The sequence below is a fragment of the Parabacteroides sp. AF17-3 genome (assembly GCF_003635445.1).
Lineage (GTDB): Bacteria > Bacteroidota > Bacteroidia > Bacteroidales > Tannerellaceae > Parabacteroides > Parabacteroides goldsteinii.
In genome coordinates this window covers 42438-62888 of the sequence record NZ_QTMM01000016.1, presented here as the reverse complement: position 1 = coordinate 62888, position 20451 = coordinate 42438, and the positions used below count along the sequence as shown (strand labels likewise).

The following is a 20451-nucleotide window of genomic DNA, read 5'->3' as shown; positions in this document are numbered from 1 at the left end:
TATGAAAAATAATGGAGAAATCATGGTATGCCTTCTCTAAATTGAATCTGGATATAAAGGATATTATACAAAAGATCATTTAACGCAACGTGCAGAACGTACTGCAAAAGAAGGAAGACGAAGGGAGCGACAGACTAAAACCTCCCGTTTCGATCCCGTCTCTATCCGTATCAGCCATTTCGAAATTGGCATATTATCACATTACCCCGTTTTTATTACGAAATTTTATTTCTATATTTGTTAAAGAATTTTCAAACAAAACAGGGTATTTAGCCGTTATGATAATAAAAAAGAAAACGCTGATAAAAAGATGAGGATTTGGATAAAACGGATAGGGATTGTGTTGTTGATACCGGTGGTATTGATACTACTTATCTCTGTGCTTTTATATATACCGCCTGTACAGAATTTTGCAGTGAAACAGGCCGCCTACTATGCCGGAAAAGCTACCGGGATGCAGATCGGGATCGAACGGATACGTCTCTCCTTCCCGCTGAACCTGACTGTGCGGGGGGTGGAGGTCCTGACGGCTCCCACCGATACGCTTCTGACGTTGAAAAGCCTTTCCGTCAATGTGCAAGCCTTGCCTCTGCTGAAAAAAGAAGTGCTGGTAGACGCTATCAACCTGGAAGGGGTGAAAGTGAATACCGGGACTTTTATCGAAGGCATGGAGATAAAAGGCGTGCTGGGACGCTTATATGCCAAGGCCGACCGCATCAATCTCTCGAAAGAACGGGTGACGCTCAATACAATCGACCTGTCCGATACCGCTATCACCCTGCTACTGAACGATACGACAACGAAAGCCGACACCACCTCCACCCCAGTCAACTGGATATTGAAACTGGAAAAAATCAATTTCGACCGGGTGGCGTTTGCCATGCAGATGCCTGCCGACTCGTTGCGCCTGACTACCTATATAGATAAGGCGAACCTGAAAGACGGCGTCGTAGACCTGGGCACTTCACAATATGGGGCGGACCTGTTCACACTGACCGGTTCGACACTGGGATACGACGGCAACGACCAGGAGCCGGTGAAAGGTTTCGACCCTTCGCATATCGCCCTGAGTAATGTCAATATCACCCTGGATTCGCTGTTCTACGGAGGGAGGGACATAAAGGCACGGATACGCGAACTCTCTGCCGACGACCGTTCCGGACTAGCGATCACTTCGCTGACCGGAAGCCTTCACAGTGACAGCACGACTATTAGTGTACCGCAATTATTGCTGAAAACAGCTGCTTCGGAAGCGCGCCTGCTGGCGATGGTTCCCTGGAGTTCGTTCGACGAAAACCCCGAAGGTGATATGCGGGTGTTATTAACCGCCTCTTTGGGAAAAGAAGATGTGATGACATTCGCCGGTGCACTGCCCGAAGATTTTCAGAAAGCCTATCCGCAGAAACCGGTTTCACTGACTGCCGGAGTAGAGGGAAACTTATCGTCCATGCTGCTCCGCCAGCTGAAAGCGGAGTTGCCGGGGACTTTCCGCATGGACGTTTCCGGAACGATGAAAGCACTGACCGACAGTGTGCGCCGTTCTGGAAAACTGGACCTGAAAGCAAAAACCGGCAACCTCGATTTCCTGCTGACAATGCTTCCCCCCGCCGAACGGCACCGGTATAATATCCCGGCAGGCATCACCTTGACCGGTGAGGCGGCTCTGAAAAACAATGAGTATCAAGCCGATCTCCTGTTGAAAGAAGACAAAGGAAAAGTCCTGCTGACAGGCCGTTTCAACCCGGCCAAAGAGGCTTATAAAGCCGACCTGAAAGTGGATAGCCTGGAACCTGTGCATTTTATGCCGCTCGACTCGCTCTATTATATGAGCGCATCCATACAGGCGGAAGGCCAAGGGTTCGATCCCTTCAAAACCTCTTCCCGGGCAAAGCTGGACGGAAAACTGACGGATATACGATACGGCAATTACAACGTATCGGACGTCACCCTGGCCGGTTCGCTGGAAAAGAACTTCGTAAAGTTCGACCTGCTGAGCAAATATCCGCTGGCAAAGATGGATATGACGCTGAATGCGACCTTGCAAAAGAAAGAGATCAAAGCCATGCTGATAGCCGATGTCGAAAACTTCGACCTCTATGGCATGCACCTGATGAACGATTCGCTGGCAACCTCCTTCCAGCTTTTCGCGGAAGCGGAAACCGACATGGGAAAGAACAACCTGGTCGACGTCACCCTCGGAAACTGGGAACTGACTACCACCACGGGTATTTATAAACCGAAGACACTTACCCTGCACGCCCAAAGCACCCAGGACACCACCCGCGTCTCCTTCCATGCCGGCGACCTCGGGATCGTGCTGACCGGCAACTCCGACCTGGAGACCATGACCGATAAGTTCAACAAGATTTCCGAAGGGTTGAACAAACAGCTCGAGAAAGATTCGATGATCAATATCCCCGCCTTTAAACCGTTGCTGCCGGATATGCATCTGGCCATATCGGCAGGGAAGGATAATCCGATTTATAATATATTGCAACAGGCAAACGTCTCGTTCAACAACCTGAACCTGGAGGCGTTCACCTCTCCCGAAGAAGGTTTCCGGCTGGATGCCGGCATTTATAACCTGATGCAGGACACGACGCGGATAGACACAGTCAGCTTTGCGATCCGGCAGGACTCGCTCGGACTGTTGTATCAGGCCGATGTCATCAAGACGAAATTCCGCCAGCAGGCTCCGTTTACAGCCGGAGTCAAGGGAAAGGTAAGGAATACGTTTGCCGACGCCGAACTCCTGTACACAGACGGCCTGGGGAAAACCGGTATCCTGCTCGGACTGCGTGCCGACAAGGTGGAAGAAGGTTTCAACCTCCATCTGTTCCCGGACAATCCGATCCTGGCATTCCGCCCTTTCAAGCTGAACCCGGACAATTATATCCTTTATAAGAACGAAAAAGATATTGCCGCCGACCTCCGCCTGTCGGGCGAAGAAAACGCCTCCCTGTGGATACATTCGTTGCCCGAAAAGGATAAGATGGAGGAACTGCATCTGGAATTGAGCCAGATCAACCTCGATGTGATCTCAAAGGCTTTTGCGGAGATACCTTCGATGAAGGGTATCCTGAGCGCCGACATGCAATATGCTCCGTCGGACAGTTCGTTCCTGGTCGTTGTCGATGCAAATATCGACAATCTGATCTATGAAGGCGGACGGGTAGGCGAACTGATGTTCAGCACCGTTTATCTCCCGCTGGCCGACAATACGCACCAGGTCGACATGCACTTCTTCCGTGACCAAAACGAAGTCATGTCGGCAACCGCCCTTTACAAGATGGGGAAAAACGACCACCTGGACGGGACGCTCGACGTAACACATCTGCCGCTGGATATGGTGAACCCGTTTATCCCGGATAATATGGCGGCGCTCAGCGGCGTGCTCGAAGGGAACATGACGATAAAGGGCAGCAGCAAAGCTCCCGAAATGAACGGATATATCGAAATGGATTCGACTTCAATGTTCGTCACTGCCGTGGGTACCAGTTTCCGGGTGGACGACAAGAAAATCGTGGTGAAAGAGAATAAGATCCTGTTCGACAAATACCATATCCACGCAGCCGGAAAGAACCCGTTCGTGATAGACGGCACGATCGACTTCAATAATCCTTCGCGGATGATGGCCGACCTGAAACTAAATGCCGACAACATGCAGTTGCTCGACGTGAAGCGTAACAAGGAAAGCATGGTGTACGGCAAACTGCTCGTCAACCTGGCGTCGACGGTCAAAGGTCCGCTGGATGCCTTAATGATGCGCGGCAACCTGCAACTGTTGGGAGGAACCAATGTGACTTATGTCATGAAAGACTCGCCGCTGACGGTACAGGACCGTCTATCCGACCTGGTGACTTTCACTTCATTCGAAGACACGCTGGTGAACCGACGCCGGCAAGAAGCCCCGCTGCCTTTGGGCGGCCTGGATATGCTGCTGACCATCCGCATCGACCAGTCCGTACGGCTGAACGCCGACATTACCCCCGACCGCTCCAGCAAAGTCGAACTCGAAGGGGGTGGCGACCTTTCTTTCCAATATACCCCGCAGGGCGAGATGATCCTGAACGGACGATATACCCTTTCCGGTGGTATTGTAAAATATGCCCTGCCGGTCATCCCGCTGAAAGAATTTAATATCGAAAACGGTAGTTATGTGCAGTGGAGCGGCGATCCGATGGACCCGTACCTGAACCTGACTGCCACCGAACGTATCCGCACGAACGTGACGCTCAGCGGACAGAATCCGCGCATGGTGAATTTCGACGTGGGCATCGCCCTCAAACAGCAGTTGGAGAACCTGGGCCTGCAATTCGTCCTGACGGCTCCCGAAGACCAGGCGATGCAGACCCAACTGAGCAGCTTGGGTGAAGATGAACGCACGAAACTGGCAGTCGGCATGATCATGACCGGCATGTATCTGGGCAACTCCGGAAGCGGCAAACAGAATCTGAACATGGGTGCCGCCCTGAACAGCTTCCTCAACAGTGAGATCAGCAACATTGCCGGAAGTGCCCTGAAGACGGTCGACATCTCCTTCGGCATGGATACCTACGACGAGAACGGCGACGGCTCAGGCGGCCAGCGTACCGATTATAATTTCAGTTTCGCCAAACGTTTCTGGAACGACCGCATCCGTGTCGTGCTGGGCGGACGCATCTCGACCGGCGAAAACGCCAGCAACAGCAGCCAGACACAGGCCTTTATCGACAACGTCTCGATCGAATACCGGCTGGATGCCAGTGGAACCCGCTACGTGAAGCTGTTCCACGATAAGAACTACGAAAGTTTGCTGGAAGGTGAGATCACCGAAACAGGCGCCGGTATCGTCCTGCGCCGCAAGATGCTCCATCTACGCGAACTGTTCAATTTTAAAAAGAATCGACCCAAACCGGTAAATGAAGAAGAATGATGGAAAATAAGGACATATTATACAGACTGTTAAACGGCAGAGGGTGTGTTATCGCCTCGATATTCACTACCCTGATCCTGCTATCCTCTTCCTGTTCGACAACGAAGAACCTGCCTGAAGGCGAAGTTTTATACACCGGTATCAAGAAAATAGAAGTCACCGATGAAGATAAAACCACCGCCGGCGAAGATGCCCTAGCCGAAGTGGAAGGCGCCCTTGCCTATCCGCCCAACAATGCATTGCTGGGAAGTTCGTCCATCCGTGTGCCGTTGCCTTTCGGCCTCTGGGTCTATAATGCATTTGTCAATAAAAAGGGGAAGATTGGGAAATGGATTTTCGACAAGCTGGCTGCTAAACCGGTGTTCGTCTCCACCGTAAATCCCGAAGTCCGCATCAAGGTAGCGCAAAACCTGTTGAAGGAATATGGCTATTTCAACGGAACGACTTCTTTCCAGGTGGATACCAATCCGAAAAATGCGAAGAAAGCAAAACTCATTTACCAGGTGGCCATGAACCATCCCTACACCTATGATAGTATCCGTTATGTAAGGATGCGTCACCGGATGGATACACTGATACAAAATACGATAGGTGAACGCCTGCTTCATGACGGTGAAAACTTCAACGTGACGAACCTGGAAGCCGAACGGCAGCGTATCTCCTCCTTGCTGCGCAACAACGGTTTTTATTATTTCCGTCCCGAGTTCATCACTTACCAGGCTGATACCATCATGAATCCCGGCAAGGTGGCGCTCCGCATCATGACCAAACCCGGACTGTCGCGTGCCGCTCTTCGCCCGTGGAAGATCGGCGATATATCAGTCTGGCTGAACGGCTATAACAATGAGACACCCACCGATTCGGTACGTTACAAAGACATGACCGTCTACTACGAAGGCAAACTGCGCGTCCGCCCGTCGGTGCTCTATAACCGCCTGCGGTTCCGGTCGGGTGACCTTTATTCGCAGGAAAAACAGCAACGGACCCAGACCAGCTATTCGCGCCTGGGTATTTTCCGGTATTCCGAAATGCAATATACCCCGCGCGACACCACCCGCCGCCAGGACACGCTCGACCTGAAGATCAACACGGTCTACGACCTTCCGCTCGACGGTGAGCTGGAAGTGAACGTCACCTCCAAAAGTAACGACCAGGTGGGACCGGGAGCTATCTTCAGCGTAACGAAACGGAACGTGTTCGGTGGCGGCGAGACTTTCGGAGTACGCCTGCGCGGTTCTTACGAATGGCAGACCGGCAACCGGGTGGATGGTGCCAAATCGGCCATCAACAGCTGGGAGATGGGGTTGAGCGGAACGCTGACGTTCCCGCAATTGCTTTTCCCGGGAATGATGAAGAAAGACGGCTTGTATCCGTCAAGTACCTCTTTCCGGTTGTATGTCGACCAGCTGAACCGGGCACGTTTCTTCAAGATGCTGGCTTTCGGCGGAAGTGCTTCCTACGATTACCAGTCGTCCGCTACCAGTCACCATTCGATCACGCCGTTCAAGCTGACGTACAACCTGCTCCAGTCTACGACGCATGAGTTCGATAGCATAACAAAGGATAACAAGGCGTTAAAACTGAGTCTGGAGAACCAGTTCGTGCCGGCAATGGGTTATACTTATACCTATGATGATGCCCCGATCACTACACGCCGGAACCACACGTGGTTCCAGCTTGCCGTTTCGCAGGCAGGTAACCTCCTGGGTGCCGGCTATGCTATTGCCGGAAAGAAATTCAACGAAGAAGGGAAACATCTGCTGGGAAACAAGTTTGCCCAGTTCGTGAAAGGGACAGCCGAGATACGTTATGATTATAAGATCGGCCATAACCAGCATCTGGTCGGACGCATGATGGCAGGTGCCGTCTACAGTTACGGGAACGCCCGGGTTGCTCCCTATAGCGAACAATTTTATATCGGGGGTGCCAACAGTTTGCGTGCCTTTACGATCCGTTCGATCGGTCCGGGCCGTTACCTTCCCGAAAAGACAACTTACAGCTACCTCGACCAGACCGGCGACCTGAAGTTCGAAGCCAACCTCGAATATCGTTTCCCGATCCTGGGCGACCTGCACGGGGCTGCATTCGTAGACGCCGGTAACATCTGGCTGATCCGTGAAGACAAGCAGCGTCCCGGCGGCCAACTGAAATGGGGACGTTTCCTGAAAGACCTGGCGCTGGATGCCGGTGTCGGCCTGCGTTACGACCTGACCTTTATCGTGATCCGCCTGGATATGGGTATCCCATTACATGTTCCTTACGAAACAGACAAGAATGGTTACTTCAACGTCCCCAAATATAAACCGGGATGGCACCTGGCAATCGGGTATCCGTTCTAGGAAGTATAGTTGTTGAGGGGAAGGTCGATTATTATTCCTCCTCCCCTCCATACCTATATATAGTTATTTTACCCTTTCCCTTACGCTTCTTTTTTACCTATAATCGGTGATTGATGCGCTTTCCTTTTCAGCCGACCTTTGCAGCAGTTTAATAATGTAAAAAGATTCGGACATTGAAAGCGATATTTAACACACTAATGTTTGCACTATTCCTTGTAATTCTGCCGGTTACGGTAAAAGCACAGGGGGAGGCCATGATTTCAGGGAAGATATTATCAACGGAGAAAGAGATTGTTGATTTTGCAACAGTCTATCTGAAAGGTACCAATTACGGAGGAACGACGAATGAAGAAGGTATCTACCATCTCAAAGCTCCCGCAGGAAATTATACACTGGTTGTATCCGCCATCGGCTATAAAACAGTTGAAAAGCAAGTCAGGCTTATCGACGGCCAGCGCGTAAAACAAAATATCACCATCACTCCGCAAGTGGAAGAACTGGATGAAGTCGTAGTCGTTTCCAACGGCATCAGCCGCCTGAAACGTTCGGCCTTCAACGCCATAGCCGTAGATACCAAGGAACTGCAAAACTCCACCAAAAGCCTGAGCGATGCGCTCGCCAAAGCACCGGGCATGAAACTCCGCGAATCGGGTGGTGTAGGCTCGGACATGCAGCTGATGCTCGACGGTTTCAGCGGAAAGCACGTGAAGGTCTTTATCGACGGCGTGCCGCAGGAAGGTGTAGGCAGTTCATTCGCCCTGAACAACATACCGGTCAATTTCGCTGAACGCATCGAAGTATATAAAGGAGTAGTCCCCGTCGGTTTCGGAACGGATGCCATCGGTGGCGTTGTCAACATCGTGACGAACAAGAAACGCCGCAACTGGTTTCTCGACGCCTCCTATTCTTTCGGCTCGTTCAATACGCACAAATCATACGTCAACTTCGGACAGACACTGGATAACGGTTTCACTTACGAAATCAATGCTTTCCAGAACTATTCGGACAACGACTACTATGTAGATGCCCCGGTAAAGGATTTCGAAACGGGACGTCTCGACACGGATAAGAAAGAACGTGTGAAACGCTTCAACGACACTTACCATAACGAAGCCATCATCGGAAAGCTGGGGTTTGTCAACAGGAAATGGGCCGACCGCCTGTTGTTCGGTTTCACTTATTCCAATATGTACCAGGATATACAGACGGGTGTACGCCAGAACACGGTTTACGGCGAGAAACACCGCAAAGGCCATTCCCTGATGCCGTCGCTGGAATACAACAAACGCAACCTGTTCACCGATGGTCTCGACCTGGTATTCACCGCCAATTACAACAAGAACCTGACGACCAACGTGGATACCTCCGCCTACGAATATAACTGGGCAGGCGACAAGCACCTGATGAACTCACGCGGCGAACAGTCCTACCAGCACACCCGTTCGGACAACAACAACTGGAACGGTACGGTCACCCTCAACTACCGCATCGGCAAGGCACATATGTTTACGTTCAACAACGTACTGACCGCCTTCCGCCGCTCCAACACCTCCCTGCTGACAAACGAGGAACTGACGGATGCTATCGACAAGGAGACACGCAAGAACATTGCCGGCCTCTCCTACCGCCTGATGCCGTCCGAACACTGGAACCTGTCTGTCTTCGGAAAGCATTACAACCAGTATGTAGCCGGTCCGATAGCAACTGATAACACAAGTTCAGAATATGTCCGCACCTCCCGCAGCGTCAACTCGATGGGATACGGGGTCGCCGGTACCTATTTCGTACTGCCGGGTTTGCAGGCCAAACTGTCTTACGAAAAAGCCTACCGCCTGCCTACCATCGAGGAAATGTTCGGAAACGAAGACCTTGAAATGGGCGACATGGGCATCAAACCGGAAAACAGCGACAACCTGAACCTGAACGTAAGCTACAACAAAGCATTCAACAAACATAACGTGTATGTGGAAGGCGGTTTGATTTACCGCAACACCAAAGACTATATCCAGCGTAACATCACCGACCTGAGCGGCGGCAAACAGGCGGCAAGCTATATCAACTACGGCAAGGTGCTGACCAAAGGCTATAACATCTCCGCCCGTTACAGCTTTGCTAACTGGCTGAGCCTGGGTGGAAACTATACGCAGATGAATGTCCGCGACAACCAAAAGACGGCCATCAGCAACGGTGCAAACAATATCGCCTATAAACAGCGTATGCCGAACCTGCCGTACCGTTTCGCCGACTCCGACGTGACCTTCTACTGGCGTAACCTCTGGAAGAAAGGCAACACGCTGATAGTGACTTACGACAATCAGTACCTACATAGCTTTACCTATTATTCTTCTATCATCGGTTCGAATAAAGGCGAATATGTGGTGCCGAACCAGTTCTCACACAACCTGACTCTCTCTTACAGCCTTCAGAACGGACGTTACAACATTTCGTTCGAGTGCCGCAACTTCACGGACGAAAAGCTGTACGACAACTTCAGCCTGCAAAAAGCAGGACGGGCATTCTACGGAAAGGTTCGTGTCTATCTAGGCAATTAATCTCTCTAAAATAAATAGTAATAAACAATATTAAAACAAGACAAGATGAAGAAGAATTTCTTTTTAACAGGCCTTTTCGCTACTGCAATGGCCGGACTGACACTGACAGCGTGTGACGACGATCCATCTACCGGTGGCGGTGATGGCGGTGACGATGACAACAACGCGGAATATGTAATCGCAGCCTCTGTAACGGCTTCCGGAAATACAACCAATGTGCTGGTCAACGCCGAATCGTTGGACGAAGGTACCGTTACGACCATCAACAACGGTGTTGTGAACGACGGTGCAACCTACTGGGTATTCTTCAAGGAACAATATCTCTACGCCCTGACATACAACCAGGGAGAAGCCGGCGGAACCCGCTCGTATATCATGGATGCCAGCGGCGAACTGAAGAAGCGTTCTGCCGAGTTCGGTGTAAAGCGTTTTACCACCTATGGCATCTACGACAAATATATCATGACCTCTTCTACCGGTGACGGTCCTACGGAATGGAACGACGAAAACGGTTACACCCCGAAAGTATTCCTGCTTTCTTACCTGGACCCGGCAGCCGAAACATTCACCACCAACGATACGCAGAACAAAGCCTATTTGTCTGAAAACTTCCTGGGCACCGGTGAATACGTAACCCTGTCCGGTATGCTGGAACACAACAACAAGATTTACACAGCCGCCGTTCCAATGGGTCTGAGCCAGTACGGCACAAAAGACCAGAACGGCAAATGGGTATTGCCGGGCAACGAAGACCTGGTGAAGAAAGAATCGGGCGGTTCCAACAGCAGCGCTTACAAGAAAGACGAATTGCAGTGGACACAGTATCCGAACGAATGCTGGGTAGCCATCTTCGACGATGTAACCATGACCAGCAAGAAACTTATCAAAACGGATAAGATCAGCTATGCCGCTGGACGTATGAAATCCCAGTATTACCAAATGATCTGGGCAGCCGACAACGGTGACGTATATGTATTCTCGCCGAGCTTCGCAAAAACGATGACCGATGCCCGCCAGAAGACAACGCTGCCCGCTGGTGTCGTTCGTATCCCCAGCGGAAGCACTGAGTTCGACGATTACTACTGCAACCTGGAAGCCCTGACCAACGGTAACTCTTTCCTCCGTAGCTGGCATATCGCAGACGATTATTTCATGTTGCTGATGTACGACAGACCTCTCACTGAAACAGGCTATGTAGCCAACCAGTTGGCTATCTTCAAGGCCGGAGACAAGAAGTTGACATACGTAACAGGTCTACCTTCAACCGACCAGATTTCCGGCTTCGGCAACGAACCGTATGTTGAAAAAGGCAACGCCTACGTAACCGTTACCTTCAACGAAGGCGGCGGCAACCCGGCTATCTACAAAATCAACCCGGCAACTGCCACGGCAACCAAAGGTCTGACAATCGAAGCTACACAGGTGAGCGGTGTCGGTAAACTGACGGCTGCACAGTAAACAATAACAACGAAAGATGATTCGCATGTATATCTTTCTTATACTCCTCCTGCTCCCGCTAACCATGCGGAGCCAGGAGGATATTTGTATAGGCAAGAAACAGTCTCTCCACTCTGCCGTATTAAACGAGGAACGGAACTACTGGATACACCTTCCCTCCGGCTATGAGCAGGATACAACGAAAAGATATCCGGTCATCTATCTGCTCGACGGAGACGCTTTCTTTCATTCGCTGGTAGGAATCAGCCGGACATTTACAACCGTCAGAGGCAAATACCTCCCGGAAAGCATCATCATCGGCGTGCTCAACGTCAACCGGACACGCGACCTGACGCCGACAGCCTCGGCAGCGGGACGGGACGGCCGGATTGCCCCGGATGCGACTCCCCAGGGCGGCGGAAGCGAAACATTCAGCCGCTTCCTGACCGAAGAGCTCCGCGGCGTTATCGACAGCACCTGCCGGACGAACGGAAAGAATATGCTGATAGGCCATTCCTACGCGGGACTGTTCACCCTGAACACCTTCCTCCGCCATACGGAGCTGTTCGACACCTATCTGGTCGTCGACCCGAGCCTGTGGTGGGACCAGGGCAAGCTATCGCAGGAAGCAGCCGCATGGGTTGAAGGGAAAGACTTCACGGGTAAAAGCCTGTACATCGGCGTCGCTTCGAAGAAACGGACCGACCGGGTGGACATCCACCTCAACAAAGTAAACCACCTCCTCACAGAGGTATTGCCGCAGGCGAAAAACCTGCGTTTCTTTCATAAATCATTCCCCGAAGAGAACCACGGAACAGTCGCCATTCCAGGTATATACGACGGGATAAAACAATTATTCGGAAAATGAGAAAACTCTTTGCTAAAATACATCTATGGTTATCCATACCCTTCGGTATCATCATCGCCATTGTCTGCCTGACAGGGGCAATACTGGTATTTGAAACGGAGATACAGGAACTCTGCCACCCTTCCCACTACTTCGTAAAAGAGGTGAAGGGCGAACCGCTCCTGCCGGCCGCATTGATAGAATCAGCCCGGCGGCAACTCCCCGACTCCATTAAGATAAACGGCATCCGCGTCACTCCCGACCCGAAACGTACCTACCAACTGGTGCTGCCGGGCAAAAAGGCCGCCGCCTTCATCGACCCCTACACCGCAGAAGTCACCGGCATCAATGACGGACAGGGTTTCTTCATGCAGATGATGCGCCTCCACCGCTGGCTGCTCGACTCCTATAAACGCGACGGCAGCTTTTCACTGGGGAAAGCGCTTGTGGGATACTCCACACTCGTACTGGCCATCATTCTGATAAGCGGCCTTGTCATCTGGTATCCCCGTAACAGGAAGGCCTTGAAAAACCGCCTGAAAATAAAGGCGAACGCCGGCTGGTACCGTTTCTTCTACGACCTGCATGTGGCGGGAGGCTTTTACTCCACCCTACTTCTGCTCGTCCTGACACTCACCGGGCTGACCTGGTCGTTCGGTTGGTACCGGGATGCGTTCTATACGGCTTTCGGCGTAGAGACAACCCAGCCGCAGGCACATGCTCCGGCCCCTTCGGCCAAACAGGAACAGCCCGAAGATAAAAAGCCGGGTGAAAGAAGTCGCGGGGAGAGAGGCGGTCATCCGGAACGTTCCGGTTCTTCTGAAAGAAAAGAAAGGCAACAGAAAAGAACGGATTATACGGTATGGGCCGGCGTTCTATCGGATTTGCAGCACCGCTATCCGGCATACAACTCCATCACCATCCAGGACGGTTCAGCTTCCGTCTCCACCGCCCGATACGGCAACACCCGGGGTAGCGACCGTTACACATTCGATGCGGCAACGGGCCAAATCACCGATATCCAGTTATACAAAGACCTGCCTAAATCAGGAAAGATAAGAGGCTGGATATATTCCGTGCATGCCGGCACCTGGGGTGGCATGACGACGAAGATACTGAGTTGCCTGGTCTCCTTCCTCGGTGCAGTCTTCGCCATAACGGGTTATTATTTCTGGATTAAGAAGAAGATGCGGAAAAGGAAGAGATAACTGCACACCGTCGTCTGAAAGCCATCCGTAACGCTGAACAAGGGAGGCATGATGAAAACTTATTCAGAACCCGAAATCCCCATTTTCTTCATGCTGCTTCTCCTGTTCCTTATCGGTTAGATAAATGAAATCGTTCCCACTCCGGATAATATCGGAGGCAGGGACTTTTTCTTTTAACTTATCTATCTCGCCCTTTTCCTTGACACAAACCAGGGCACGATAGCTCTTCGAAGGTTTGTCGGCCACAAACCAGACACCTGTATAAGCAACACCTTCCAGATAATGCATCAGCGAAGTGCTGACCCCGGATATGCCGATAGGCCCCCGGAAAAATTTAACTTTGCCCGAATAAGGAGACAATCCTTCCAGTTGTTCCGGGAAGGCCGGATTATCCTTGCCATCCATCGGCAGATAATAACGAATTACCGCGTCCGCCTTACTTTTTGCCGCTGCCGAACCGGAAGGAAAAACGACCGACACATATTTATTCCCAGCCACAGCCTGCAACTGGTAAGGCGACAGACAATCGATACACCCTAAAGTATCCGCCCGCTGGCATCTGAACACATGGAGCGAATAAATACCGAACGCGTCCTCCGGCGTTGGCATATCATAAATCTCAACCGTATATTCCTGCCCTTCGTAAACGACATCGCGGGCTACCAGCTTACTGACGCCGTATTCGAGGAACTGTTCCGCTCCCCCGTTCATAAAACCATAAAGGCCGGAACCGGTAAATTCGCGCTCCCTTTTCACCTTAACCTCCTGTGCCACCAGGAAAACAGGGATAAACGTCAAAAGTACCAACCATTGTATAACGTGTTTCATGCCTGCAAATCTATTTCGACCAGTTCTATCTTTTCCTTATCGGCCACTCCCAGCTTGAACTCCTGTGCCATATCCATAAAGGCACGTGCCCCGGCTTTCTCTTCCTCCTGCACGCCTTCTTCGATACGTTTGGCAATCACCATATCATAACCGATGCGGTCGACTGCCACCGGGTCGCTTCCCGCCAGAATCGTATTGTAATGACAGATAAACTGCGGATTGGCAGCCGGCCCGCCATCGAAACAGCCAATCATACCGTCGGTAATATTCAATACCACCTTATCACGCAAAGGAGGAAAGGCACAAGCCGAAGCGCAGGTGTCGTGCCACATCGGGCCGTGAAGCCGCGCCGTATTGGTAATAGAGCCAAAAGCCAGGTTCTTCATACAGGAAGTAATCGTCGTTCCCGCATTCTTCAGCACTGGGACATTGATGATTTTCGTCACCATCTCCGTACATATCTTTGTGAAGTAAGAATATTTTCCGCCATTAATCATGAACGGCATGGTATAGGCATCATACTCGCCCTCCAAATCAACAAAGTAATAGTGCTCCTTGTCAATCCGTTCTTCCCCGTAAAACTTTCCTTCGGCATTGATATAGCTGCCATTCTCATCAGTGTATTCCGTACCGATGATGCGGATATCGGGGTAATTCTCCGGGGTAAAGCCGGACTCTTTCAGGTCTGCCTCCCGCCTGTCCCAGATAACGATGTTTTTCCGGGAGATGCCGGCCTCTTCCAACTGGTTAATAATAGATTGCGTCAGGGCGTGCGAAGTAGACAGCAACTTCCCGGCAATCGGATTCACTTTCAGCCCGATTACATCATCGGGACCGACAAATTGCAGCCATGCCTCTTTCAGATTTTCTTTCCCCGTCAGGTTCAACATGCAGTTCCGGAGCATTTCATAAGCGGCTTCCTCCGACGGTTGCCCGTCGACAATACAACCGGGGTGAGTCGCTTTTACCACTTTTCCGGGATATTTGCCCGGCATAGAGTTTCCATTCCGGGGAATGGAAAGGGCATCCTTTATATTGGTTGCCGACTTCTCTTTGGCAGCCTGCACCGAAGGGGCAGCCTTCACGATGGGAGAAAAAGCGACACTCGCTCCTCCAAGGGCTAACGAACGAAAAAAGTTTCTTCTTTTCATGGCATTACATTATTAAGTCTTCAGCCTGCTAAGGTATTGATTTTCTCCGGTGCATCTCCCCTTTTGACAGTTATTAGTACAACAAATCGCTTTCCACAGGTATTGGTAGCAAACAAGAAAGTATTTACTTTTACCGAATTCTTTATAACTCAATAATACAATTAACTCACAATTTTGTTATAATTATAGAGTTGCTTTTAAGCGACCATCTATCAGATAAGAAAGAAGTTATTTAATTAAACAGAATCAAAAAATGAATTTAGCAGAAGTCTTGCAGTTCCGCCGTTCCGTGCGGGTATACGATAAAGAAAAACCGATAGACCCGGAAAAGGTCAAACAATGTCTGGAACTGGCAACGCTGGCTCCCAACAGTTCGAATATGCAATTATGGGAATTCTATCAAATTACAGAACCCGAATTATTAGCAAAGATTTCGAAGGCTTGTCTGGGGCAGACAGCAGCCTCCACAGCTCCGGAAATAGTTATTTTCGTTACCCGTCAGGACTTATATAAGAAACGGGCAAAATTCGTTCTCGAGTTCGAGAAAGGGAATATCCTGCGAAACAGTCCCGAGGAACGCCAGGAGAAGCGTATCAAAGACAGAGAATTATATTATGGGAAAGTAATGCCGTTCCTTTATGCCAGGTTCTTCGGTTTGCTGGGATTTTTAAGGGTTATACTGGCTAAAAGCATCGGCCTCTTCCGCCCTATGGTACGTGAAGTTTCCGAAAGCGACATGCGTGTCATCGTTCATAAATCCTGTGCACTGGCTGCCCAGACATTTATGATTGCCATGGCAAATGAAGGATACGACACTTGCCCTTTAGAGGGTTTCGACAGTACACAAATCAAAAAACTATTGAAATTACCGCACGGTGCCGGGATAAATATGGTCATTCCATGTGGCATCCGAAAAGGTAACAGAGGCATCTGGGGAGAACGATGCAGAGTGCCGTTCAATGAAGTTTATCATAGGATTTAATCTATCTTTCAAACGGGGAGAGGCTCCTGTTTTCATACCTAGCAGTAGGTATTTAATACAGATTTAATACCAGACTTGCCATTTTATACCGTATAATACCTTATATTTGCAACAAGGTGATGGAGAAGTTCAGGAAATATCTGCGTATAGCGCTCCCCGCACTGTTTATTGCGTATCTGGGATGCCTGATTGCGTTTACCCACGTCCATATCGTGAACGGGGTAACGATAGTCCATTCGCACCCTTACCATAAAACGGACGACGGCCAACCGGACCATGAACATGGTTACGCGGAGTTCCAGTTACTTCACCAGCTTTCTACGATTCAAATCAGCGGAGCTGCGTTTGTTTCGATTCTGCTTGCCGCTTTTCTTACTACATTATTTATACTCAGAAACAATCCGGTCTACCCGGATTACCTACTCCCTGTACGGGGAAAGTTATCTCTTCGTGCCCCTCCTGTAATCTGATACATACGGACTTTTTTTGTTAGGATACCTGTGTTCAAACAGGTACATCCCTTGTATTACCTATTTATCAGAACAAATTAAAATGAATAAGATTATAACACTTATACTATGCCTTTGCTGTGCCGTTACGGTTGCACGGGCAACAGGAGACGACGAGAAAATGAATGCTTCGGATGCCAATGTATTCGGACATGTACTGGACAAAGAGACAGGCGAACACCTGCCTTTCATCACCGTTATGCTGAAAGGGACGACCATAGGGACCACGACGGACAATTCCGGTCATTATTTCCTGAAAAACCTGCCCGAGGGCAAGTTTACACTTGAATTCAAATATCTCGGATACAAAACCGTAACCCGCGAAGTGAGCCTGGTAAAAGGGAAAACACAGGAAATAAACGTCGAGCTGGAAGAAGACCGGATTGCCCTGGACGGCGTTGTCGTCTCGGCAAACCGGAGCGAGACTTCGCGGCGCCTGGCTCCCACCCTGGTCAATGTCATCGACTCGAAGCTATTTAAAACGACCAATGCGGTAAATCTGGCGCAGGGACTGAATTTCCAACCAGGCGTACGTGTTGAGACAAACTGCCAGAATTGTGGTTTCCAACAGGTTCGTATCAATGGGCTGGACGGGCCTTACACACAAATCTTAATCGACTCGCGCCCAATCTTCAGCGCCCTTTCGGGGGTATACGGACTGGAACAGATTCCGGCGAATATGATTGACCGTGTCGAAGTGATGCGCGGCGGCGGTTCGGCCTTATTCGGCTCTTCTGCCATTGCGGGGACCATCAATATCATTACTAAAGAGCCATTGCGCAATTCCGGAGAACTGACGCATACGATTTCTTCTATCGGAGGAAGTTCGGCTTTTGATAACAACACGACTTTGAACGCTTCGCTGGTGACGGACAACAGTAAAGCCGGCATGTACATCTTCGGTCAGAACCGCCATCGTTCCGGCTACGACCATGACGGCGACGGTTATACCGAACTGCCGAAACTTAAAAACCAGACGGTCGGATTCCGTTCCTACCTGAAAACAAGCACTTACAGCAAGCTGACATTCGAATATCATCACATGAACGAATACCGCCGTGGCGGTAACCTGCTGGACCGTCCGCCCCATGAAGCGGATATTGCTGAACAACTGGAGCATTCCATCGACGGCGGGGGCCTGAAGTTCGACCTTTTCTCTTCCGATTACAAACATAGGCTCAGCGTCTTCACTTCGGCCCAAAACACCGACCGCGACAGTTATTACGGTACAGCGCAAGACCCGAATGCCTACGGCAAGACTACCGACCTCACTTTTATGGCGGGAACACAGTATGCCTATAGCTTCGACAAGTTCCTGTTTATGCCGTCGGACCTGACAGCCGGACTGGAATACAATTACGACCATCTGAAAGATGAAATGATAGGCTATAACCGCTATACGAACCAGAAAGTCCATATCGAAAGCCTTTTTCTGCAAAACGAATGGAAAAACAAAATGTGGAGTTTCCTGGTCGGAGCACGTATGGATAAACATAATATGATAGATAATGTGATATTCAGTCCGCGTGCCAATGTACGTTTCAATCCGACGGAGGATATCAATATCCGTGCCAGTTACTCCAGCGGCTTCCGTGCGCCGCAGGCTTTCGACGAGGATATGCACATCTCTGCCGTAGGTGGTGAAATTGCGATGATACAACGAGCAAAAGACCTGAAAGAAGAGAAATCGCAGAGTCTCAGCACATCAGTCGACTTCTATCACCGTTTCAAGAACGGAATCCAGACAAATTTCCTGATTGAAGGATTCTACACCAGCCTGAGCGATGTCTTTGTGTTGGAGGACATCGGTAAAGACGAGCAGGGTAATATCATCAAAGAACGCCGTAACAGTTCGGGAGCCAAAGTGATGGGACTGACGCTCGAAGGAAAAAGTGTTCTCTCCTCCTGGCTGTCCTTACAGGCAGGCATCACCTTGCAGCGCAGCCGTTACAACGAACCGGAGAAATGGAGCGATAACGAGAATGTCCCGACAGAACGGAAGATGTTCCGCACTCCCAATACCTACGGTTACTTCACCTCGACGCTGACTCCGCTGAAACATTTCACGGCGGCTTTGTCGGGTACTTATACCGGAAGCATGCTGGTACAGCACCTGGCCGGCTATATCCCGATGGACAAGGCGGTCAAAACACCGGACTTCTTCGACATGAACATCAAGCTGTCATACGACTTCCACATCTACAAAGACATCAACCTGGAAGTAAACGCCGGTGTACAGAATATCTTCGAAGCCTACCAGTCCGACTTCGACCAGGGACGCAAACGCGACTCCGCCTACATCTACGGACCGGCCGCACCGAGAAGTTATTTTGCGGGGGTTAAGATTTCTTATTAGAAAGAATTGATCCTACTTTTCCCTTGATGGAAAAGTAGCCAAAAGATCAAGGCTGCACCTGCTTCGCTACTCCGCATCCTCCGTTCGCTGTCGTCTGTGAACTCGCTGCGCTCAAACAGCACAGCCTCCGGACGCTCTCTACGGATGCTTCGTTTAACGCTCATCAGCTGATGCCTTTCATAGAACGCTTTGCGTTCTCCTGGGATGGCCGATACTACCTGTTAAATCCAGAAAGTCTTTGTTCTATAAGTATCGGTGTCGGCTATCCCAAGCGGGGTAACAGGGGTAAATAAACAATTTTAGGGAAAACTATCCTACCATACCAGCCAGGTCGGATGACAATGCCTGTTTCTTCTTTGTGCAGAAACGTTCGCACTGCATGCAGATATCATATCCTAATAAGGCGCCGAGAATAAAATCTTCCTCAGGAGTAAGCAAGTTCAAAGGACGGGTAACCAGCAAACGGATTGCATCAATACATTCAGGTCTGCCGAAATAAATATTCACACTCCGCTCACCGGCATCCTGCTTCACATAGCAAATCTGCTGGCTTTCCAGACGATCGGTGGCAATCTTTTCATAAGATTTATTGATCGTGTATAAAACCATGCTTCGTATCCCCTTTTTATATTCGTAGATATGATTCAAAAAAACTTTTACCTCTCCGGGAATCTTATTCTCTTTGACCGTTACCATCGCACTGACTGATATTACCTTAAAAACTAATACATGAAAATCAATTATTCCAATCTTCTTTCTTCAAAGAATCAATCCATGAGTCAAGACGGGACTCCGTCTGGTCGTCTTCATTCAGTTCGTCCAACGGAAGTCCGACAAACTGACCGTCGATAACGGCTGCCGAATCATCGTAAGAGTAACCGTCTGTTGCCACATTTCCGATAAATGTGCACCCAGTATCCTGAAGGTCCGTATAAATTGTTCCGATAGCGTCACAGAACGTGTCGCTGAAAGAGGAAGAGTCGCCGCAACCGAAAATAGCCACGAACTTACCGGATAAATCCAGTTTCTTTATCTTGACAAGGAAATCATACCAGTCATCCTGCAAATCGCCGGTGCCCCAGGTAGAACTACCCAGTATCAAAACCTCATAACCTGCCAGATCGGAAGGAGAAGCCTTCGCCACATCGTACAGGTTAGAAGCATCCACGCCTAACTTGGCTGCTATACGTTTTGCAATATCCTCTGTTGTCCCGGTTGAAGAACCGTAAAAAATACCTATTGTCTTCATCTTATTCTATTTTTAATTGACGAAGACAAAGGTCAGATATCTCCCTTATAAAGGCAATACCTATAAATGTGTATTTTA

The 20451-nt window shown here is 50.0% G+C and carries 14 protein-coding genes; 9 read left to right on the top strand and 5 right to left on the bottom strand.

The genetic code is table 11. From position 1 onward, the window contains the following. Positions 1–310: 310 nt before the first annotated feature. The 6 genes from DWW91_RS20250 to DWW91_RS20225 all read left to right on the top strand — a co-directional run bounded on the left by DWW91_RS20250 (position 311) and on the right by DWW91_RS20225 (position 13298). Positions 311–4915 carry a translocation/assembly module TamB domain-containing protein gene (locus DWW91_RS20250; RefSeq protein WP_122328764.1) on the top strand — a complete coding sequence of 1535 codons (4605 nt, stop codon included), beginning with the start codon at positions 311–313 and terminating at the stop codon, positions 4913–4915. Then, positions 4915–7254, top strand: a complete 2340-nt coding sequence (locus DWW91_RS20245) for a BamA/TamA family outer membrane protein (RefSeq protein WP_046146523.1) — start codon at positions 4915–4917, stop codon at positions 7252–7254. The genes DWW91_RS20250 and DWW91_RS20245 overlap by 1 nt, the downstream gene beginning before the upstream one ends. Before the next feature lie 254 nt (positions 7255–7508). Beyond that, entirely contained in the window at positions 7509–9806 is a 2298-nt protein-coding gene (locus DWW91_RS20240) for a TonB-dependent receptor (protein WP_122328824.1), read from the top strand. A 45-nt stretch (positions 9807–9851) separates the two neighbouring features. Then, positions 9852–11264 carry a DUF4374 domain-containing protein gene (locus tag DWW91_RS20235; protein WP_122328763.1) on the top strand — a complete coding sequence of 471 codons (1413 nt, stop codon included), beginning with the start codon at positions 9852–9854 and terminating at the stop codon, positions 11262–11264. A 16-nt stretch (positions 11265–11280) separates the two neighbouring features. Continuing rightward, complete coding sequence (locus DWW91_RS20230) at positions 11281–12111, top strand: alpha/beta hydrolase (protein ID WP_122328762.1); 831 nt, start codon at positions 11281–11283, stop codon at positions 12109–12111. Continuing rightward, the gene (locus tag DWW91_RS20225; RefSeq protein ID WP_046146198.1) at positions 12108–13298 is read left to right on the top strand and encodes a PepSY domain-containing protein; all 1191 of its coding nucleotides are present in this window, start codon (positions 12108–12110) and stop codon (positions 13296–13298) included. The genes DWW91_RS20230 and DWW91_RS20225 overlap by 4 nt, the downstream gene beginning before the upstream one ends. Before the next feature lie 63 nt (positions 13299–13361). Here DWW91_RS20225 and DWW91_RS20220 read toward each other — a convergent pair whose 3' ends face one another. Both DWW91_RS20220 and DWW91_RS20215 read right to left on the bottom strand, forming a co-directional pair. After that, a complete protein-coding gene (locus DWW91_RS20220; RefSeq protein ID WP_010800740.1) occupies positions 13362–14126 on the bottom strand; it encodes a DUF6599 family protein in 765 nt (254 codons plus the stop codon). Then, the gene (locus DWW91_RS20215) at positions 14123–15277 is read right to left on the bottom strand and encodes a DUF362 domain-containing protein (RefSeq protein ID WP_122328761.1); all 1155 of its coding nucleotides are present in this window, start codon (positions 15275–15277) and stop codon (positions 14123–14125) included. The genes DWW91_RS20220 and DWW91_RS20215 overlap by 4 nt, the downstream gene beginning before the upstream one ends. A gap of 253 nt (positions 15278–15530) precedes the next feature. Between DWW91_RS20215 and DWW91_RS20210 the strand changes: the two genes are divergently transcribed. From DWW91_RS20210 to DWW91_RS20200, 3 genes are all read left to right on the top strand, one after another. Beyond that, positions 15531–16259: a nitroreductase family protein gene (locus tag DWW91_RS20210; protein ID WP_010800742.1), complete on the top strand. Its 729-nt coding sequence runs from the start codon at positions 15531–15533 to the stop codon at positions 16257–16259. 119 nt (positions 16260–16378) lie between these two features. Then, on the top strand, positions 16379–16729 hold the full coding sequence (locus DWW91_RS20205; protein ID WP_009859835.1) for a hypothetical protein: 351 nt from the start codon (positions 16379–16381) through the stop codon (positions 16727–16729). 82 nt (positions 16730–16811) lie between these two features. After that, positions 16812–19124: a TonB-dependent receptor gene (locus tag DWW91_RS20200; RefSeq protein ID WP_122328760.1), complete on the top strand. Its 2313-nt coding sequence runs from the start codon at positions 16812–16814 to the stop codon at positions 19122–19124. On the opposite strand, the gene DWW91_RS27720 is transcribed toward DWW91_RS20200, so the two are convergent. From DWW91_RS27720 to fldA, 3 genes are all read right to left on the bottom strand, one after another. Continuing rightward, complete coding sequence (locus DWW91_RS27720; RefSeq protein WP_154278097.1) at positions 19121–19288, bottom strand: hypothetical protein; 168 nt, start codon at positions 19286–19288, stop codon at positions 19121–19123. The genes DWW91_RS20200 and DWW91_RS27720 overlap by 4 nt on opposite strands. 145 nt (positions 19289–19433) lie before the next feature. After that, positions 19434–19820, bottom strand: a complete 387-nt coding sequence (locus DWW91_RS20195; RefSeq protein WP_122328759.1) for a DUF2023 family protein — start codon at positions 19818–19820, stop codon at positions 19434–19436. Positions 19821–19860: 40 nt separating this feature from the next. Continuing rightward, on the bottom strand, positions 19861–20373 hold the full coding sequence (fldA, locus tag DWW91_RS20190; protein WP_122328758.1) for a flavodoxin FldA: 513 nt from the start codon (positions 20371–20373) through the stop codon (positions 19861–19863). Between the last annotated feature and the right edge of the window lie 78 nt (positions 20374–20451).

What these genes read in the sequence shown, in the direction of transcription:
- DWW91_RS20200 (WP_122328760.1), top strand. Translation starts at nt 16,812, where the DNA reads ATGAATAAGATTATAACACTTATACTATGCCTTTGCTGTGCCGTTACG.
- DWW91_RS20210 (WP_010800742.1), top strand. Translation starts at nt 15,531, where the DNA reads ATGAATTTAGCAGAAGTCTTGCAGTTCCGCCGTTCCGTGCGGGTATAC.
- DWW91_RS20195 (WP_122328759.1), bottom strand. Translation starts at nt 19,820, where the DNA reads ATGGTAACGGTCAAAGAGAATAAGATTCCCGGAGAGGTAAAAGTTTTT.
- DWW91_RS20225 (WP_046146198.1), top strand. Translation starts at nt 12,108, where the DNA reads ATGAGAAAACTCTTTGCTAAAATACATCTATGGTTATCCATACCCTTC.
- DWW91_RS20250 (WP_122328764.1), top strand. Translation starts at nt 311, where the DNA reads ATGAGGATTTGGATAAAACGGATAGGGATTGTGTTGTTGATACCGGTG.
- DWW91_RS27720 (WP_154278097.1), bottom strand. Translation starts at nt 19,288, where the DNA reads ATGAGCGTTAAACGAAGCATCCGTAGAGAGCGTCCGGAGGCTGTGCTG.
- fldA (WP_122328758.1), bottom strand. Translation starts at nt 20,373, where the DNA reads ATGAAGACAATAGGTATTTTTTACGGTTCTTCAACCGGGACAACAGAG.
- DWW91_RS20230 (WP_122328762.1), top strand. Translation starts at nt 11,281, where the DNA reads ATGATTCGCATGTATATCTTTCTTATACTCCTCCTGCTCCCGCTAACC.
- DWW91_RS20240 (WP_122328824.1), top strand. Translation starts at nt 7,509, where the DNA reads ATGATTTCAGGGAAGATATTATCAACGGAGAAAGAGATTGTTGATTTT.
- DWW91_RS20205 (WP_009859835.1), top strand. Translation starts at nt 16,379, where the DNA reads ATGGAGAAGTTCAGGAAATATCTGCGTATAGCGCTCCCCGCACTGTTT.
- DWW91_RS20220 (WP_010800740.1), bottom strand. Translation starts at nt 14,126, where the DNA reads ATGAAACACGTTATACAATGGTTGGTACTTTTGACGTTTATCCCTGTT.
- DWW91_RS20215 (WP_122328761.1), bottom strand. Translation starts at nt 15,277, where the DNA reads ATGAAAAGAAGAAACTTTTTTCGTTCGTTAGCCCTTGGAGGAGCGAGT.
- DWW91_RS20235 (WP_122328763.1), top strand. Translation starts at nt 9,852, where the DNA reads ATGAAGAAGAATTTCTTTTTAACAGGCCTTTTCGCTACTGCAATGGCC.
- DWW91_RS20245 (WP_046146523.1), top strand. Translation starts at nt 4,915, where the DNA reads ATGGAAAATAAGGACATATTATACAGACTGTTAAACGGCAGAGGGTGT.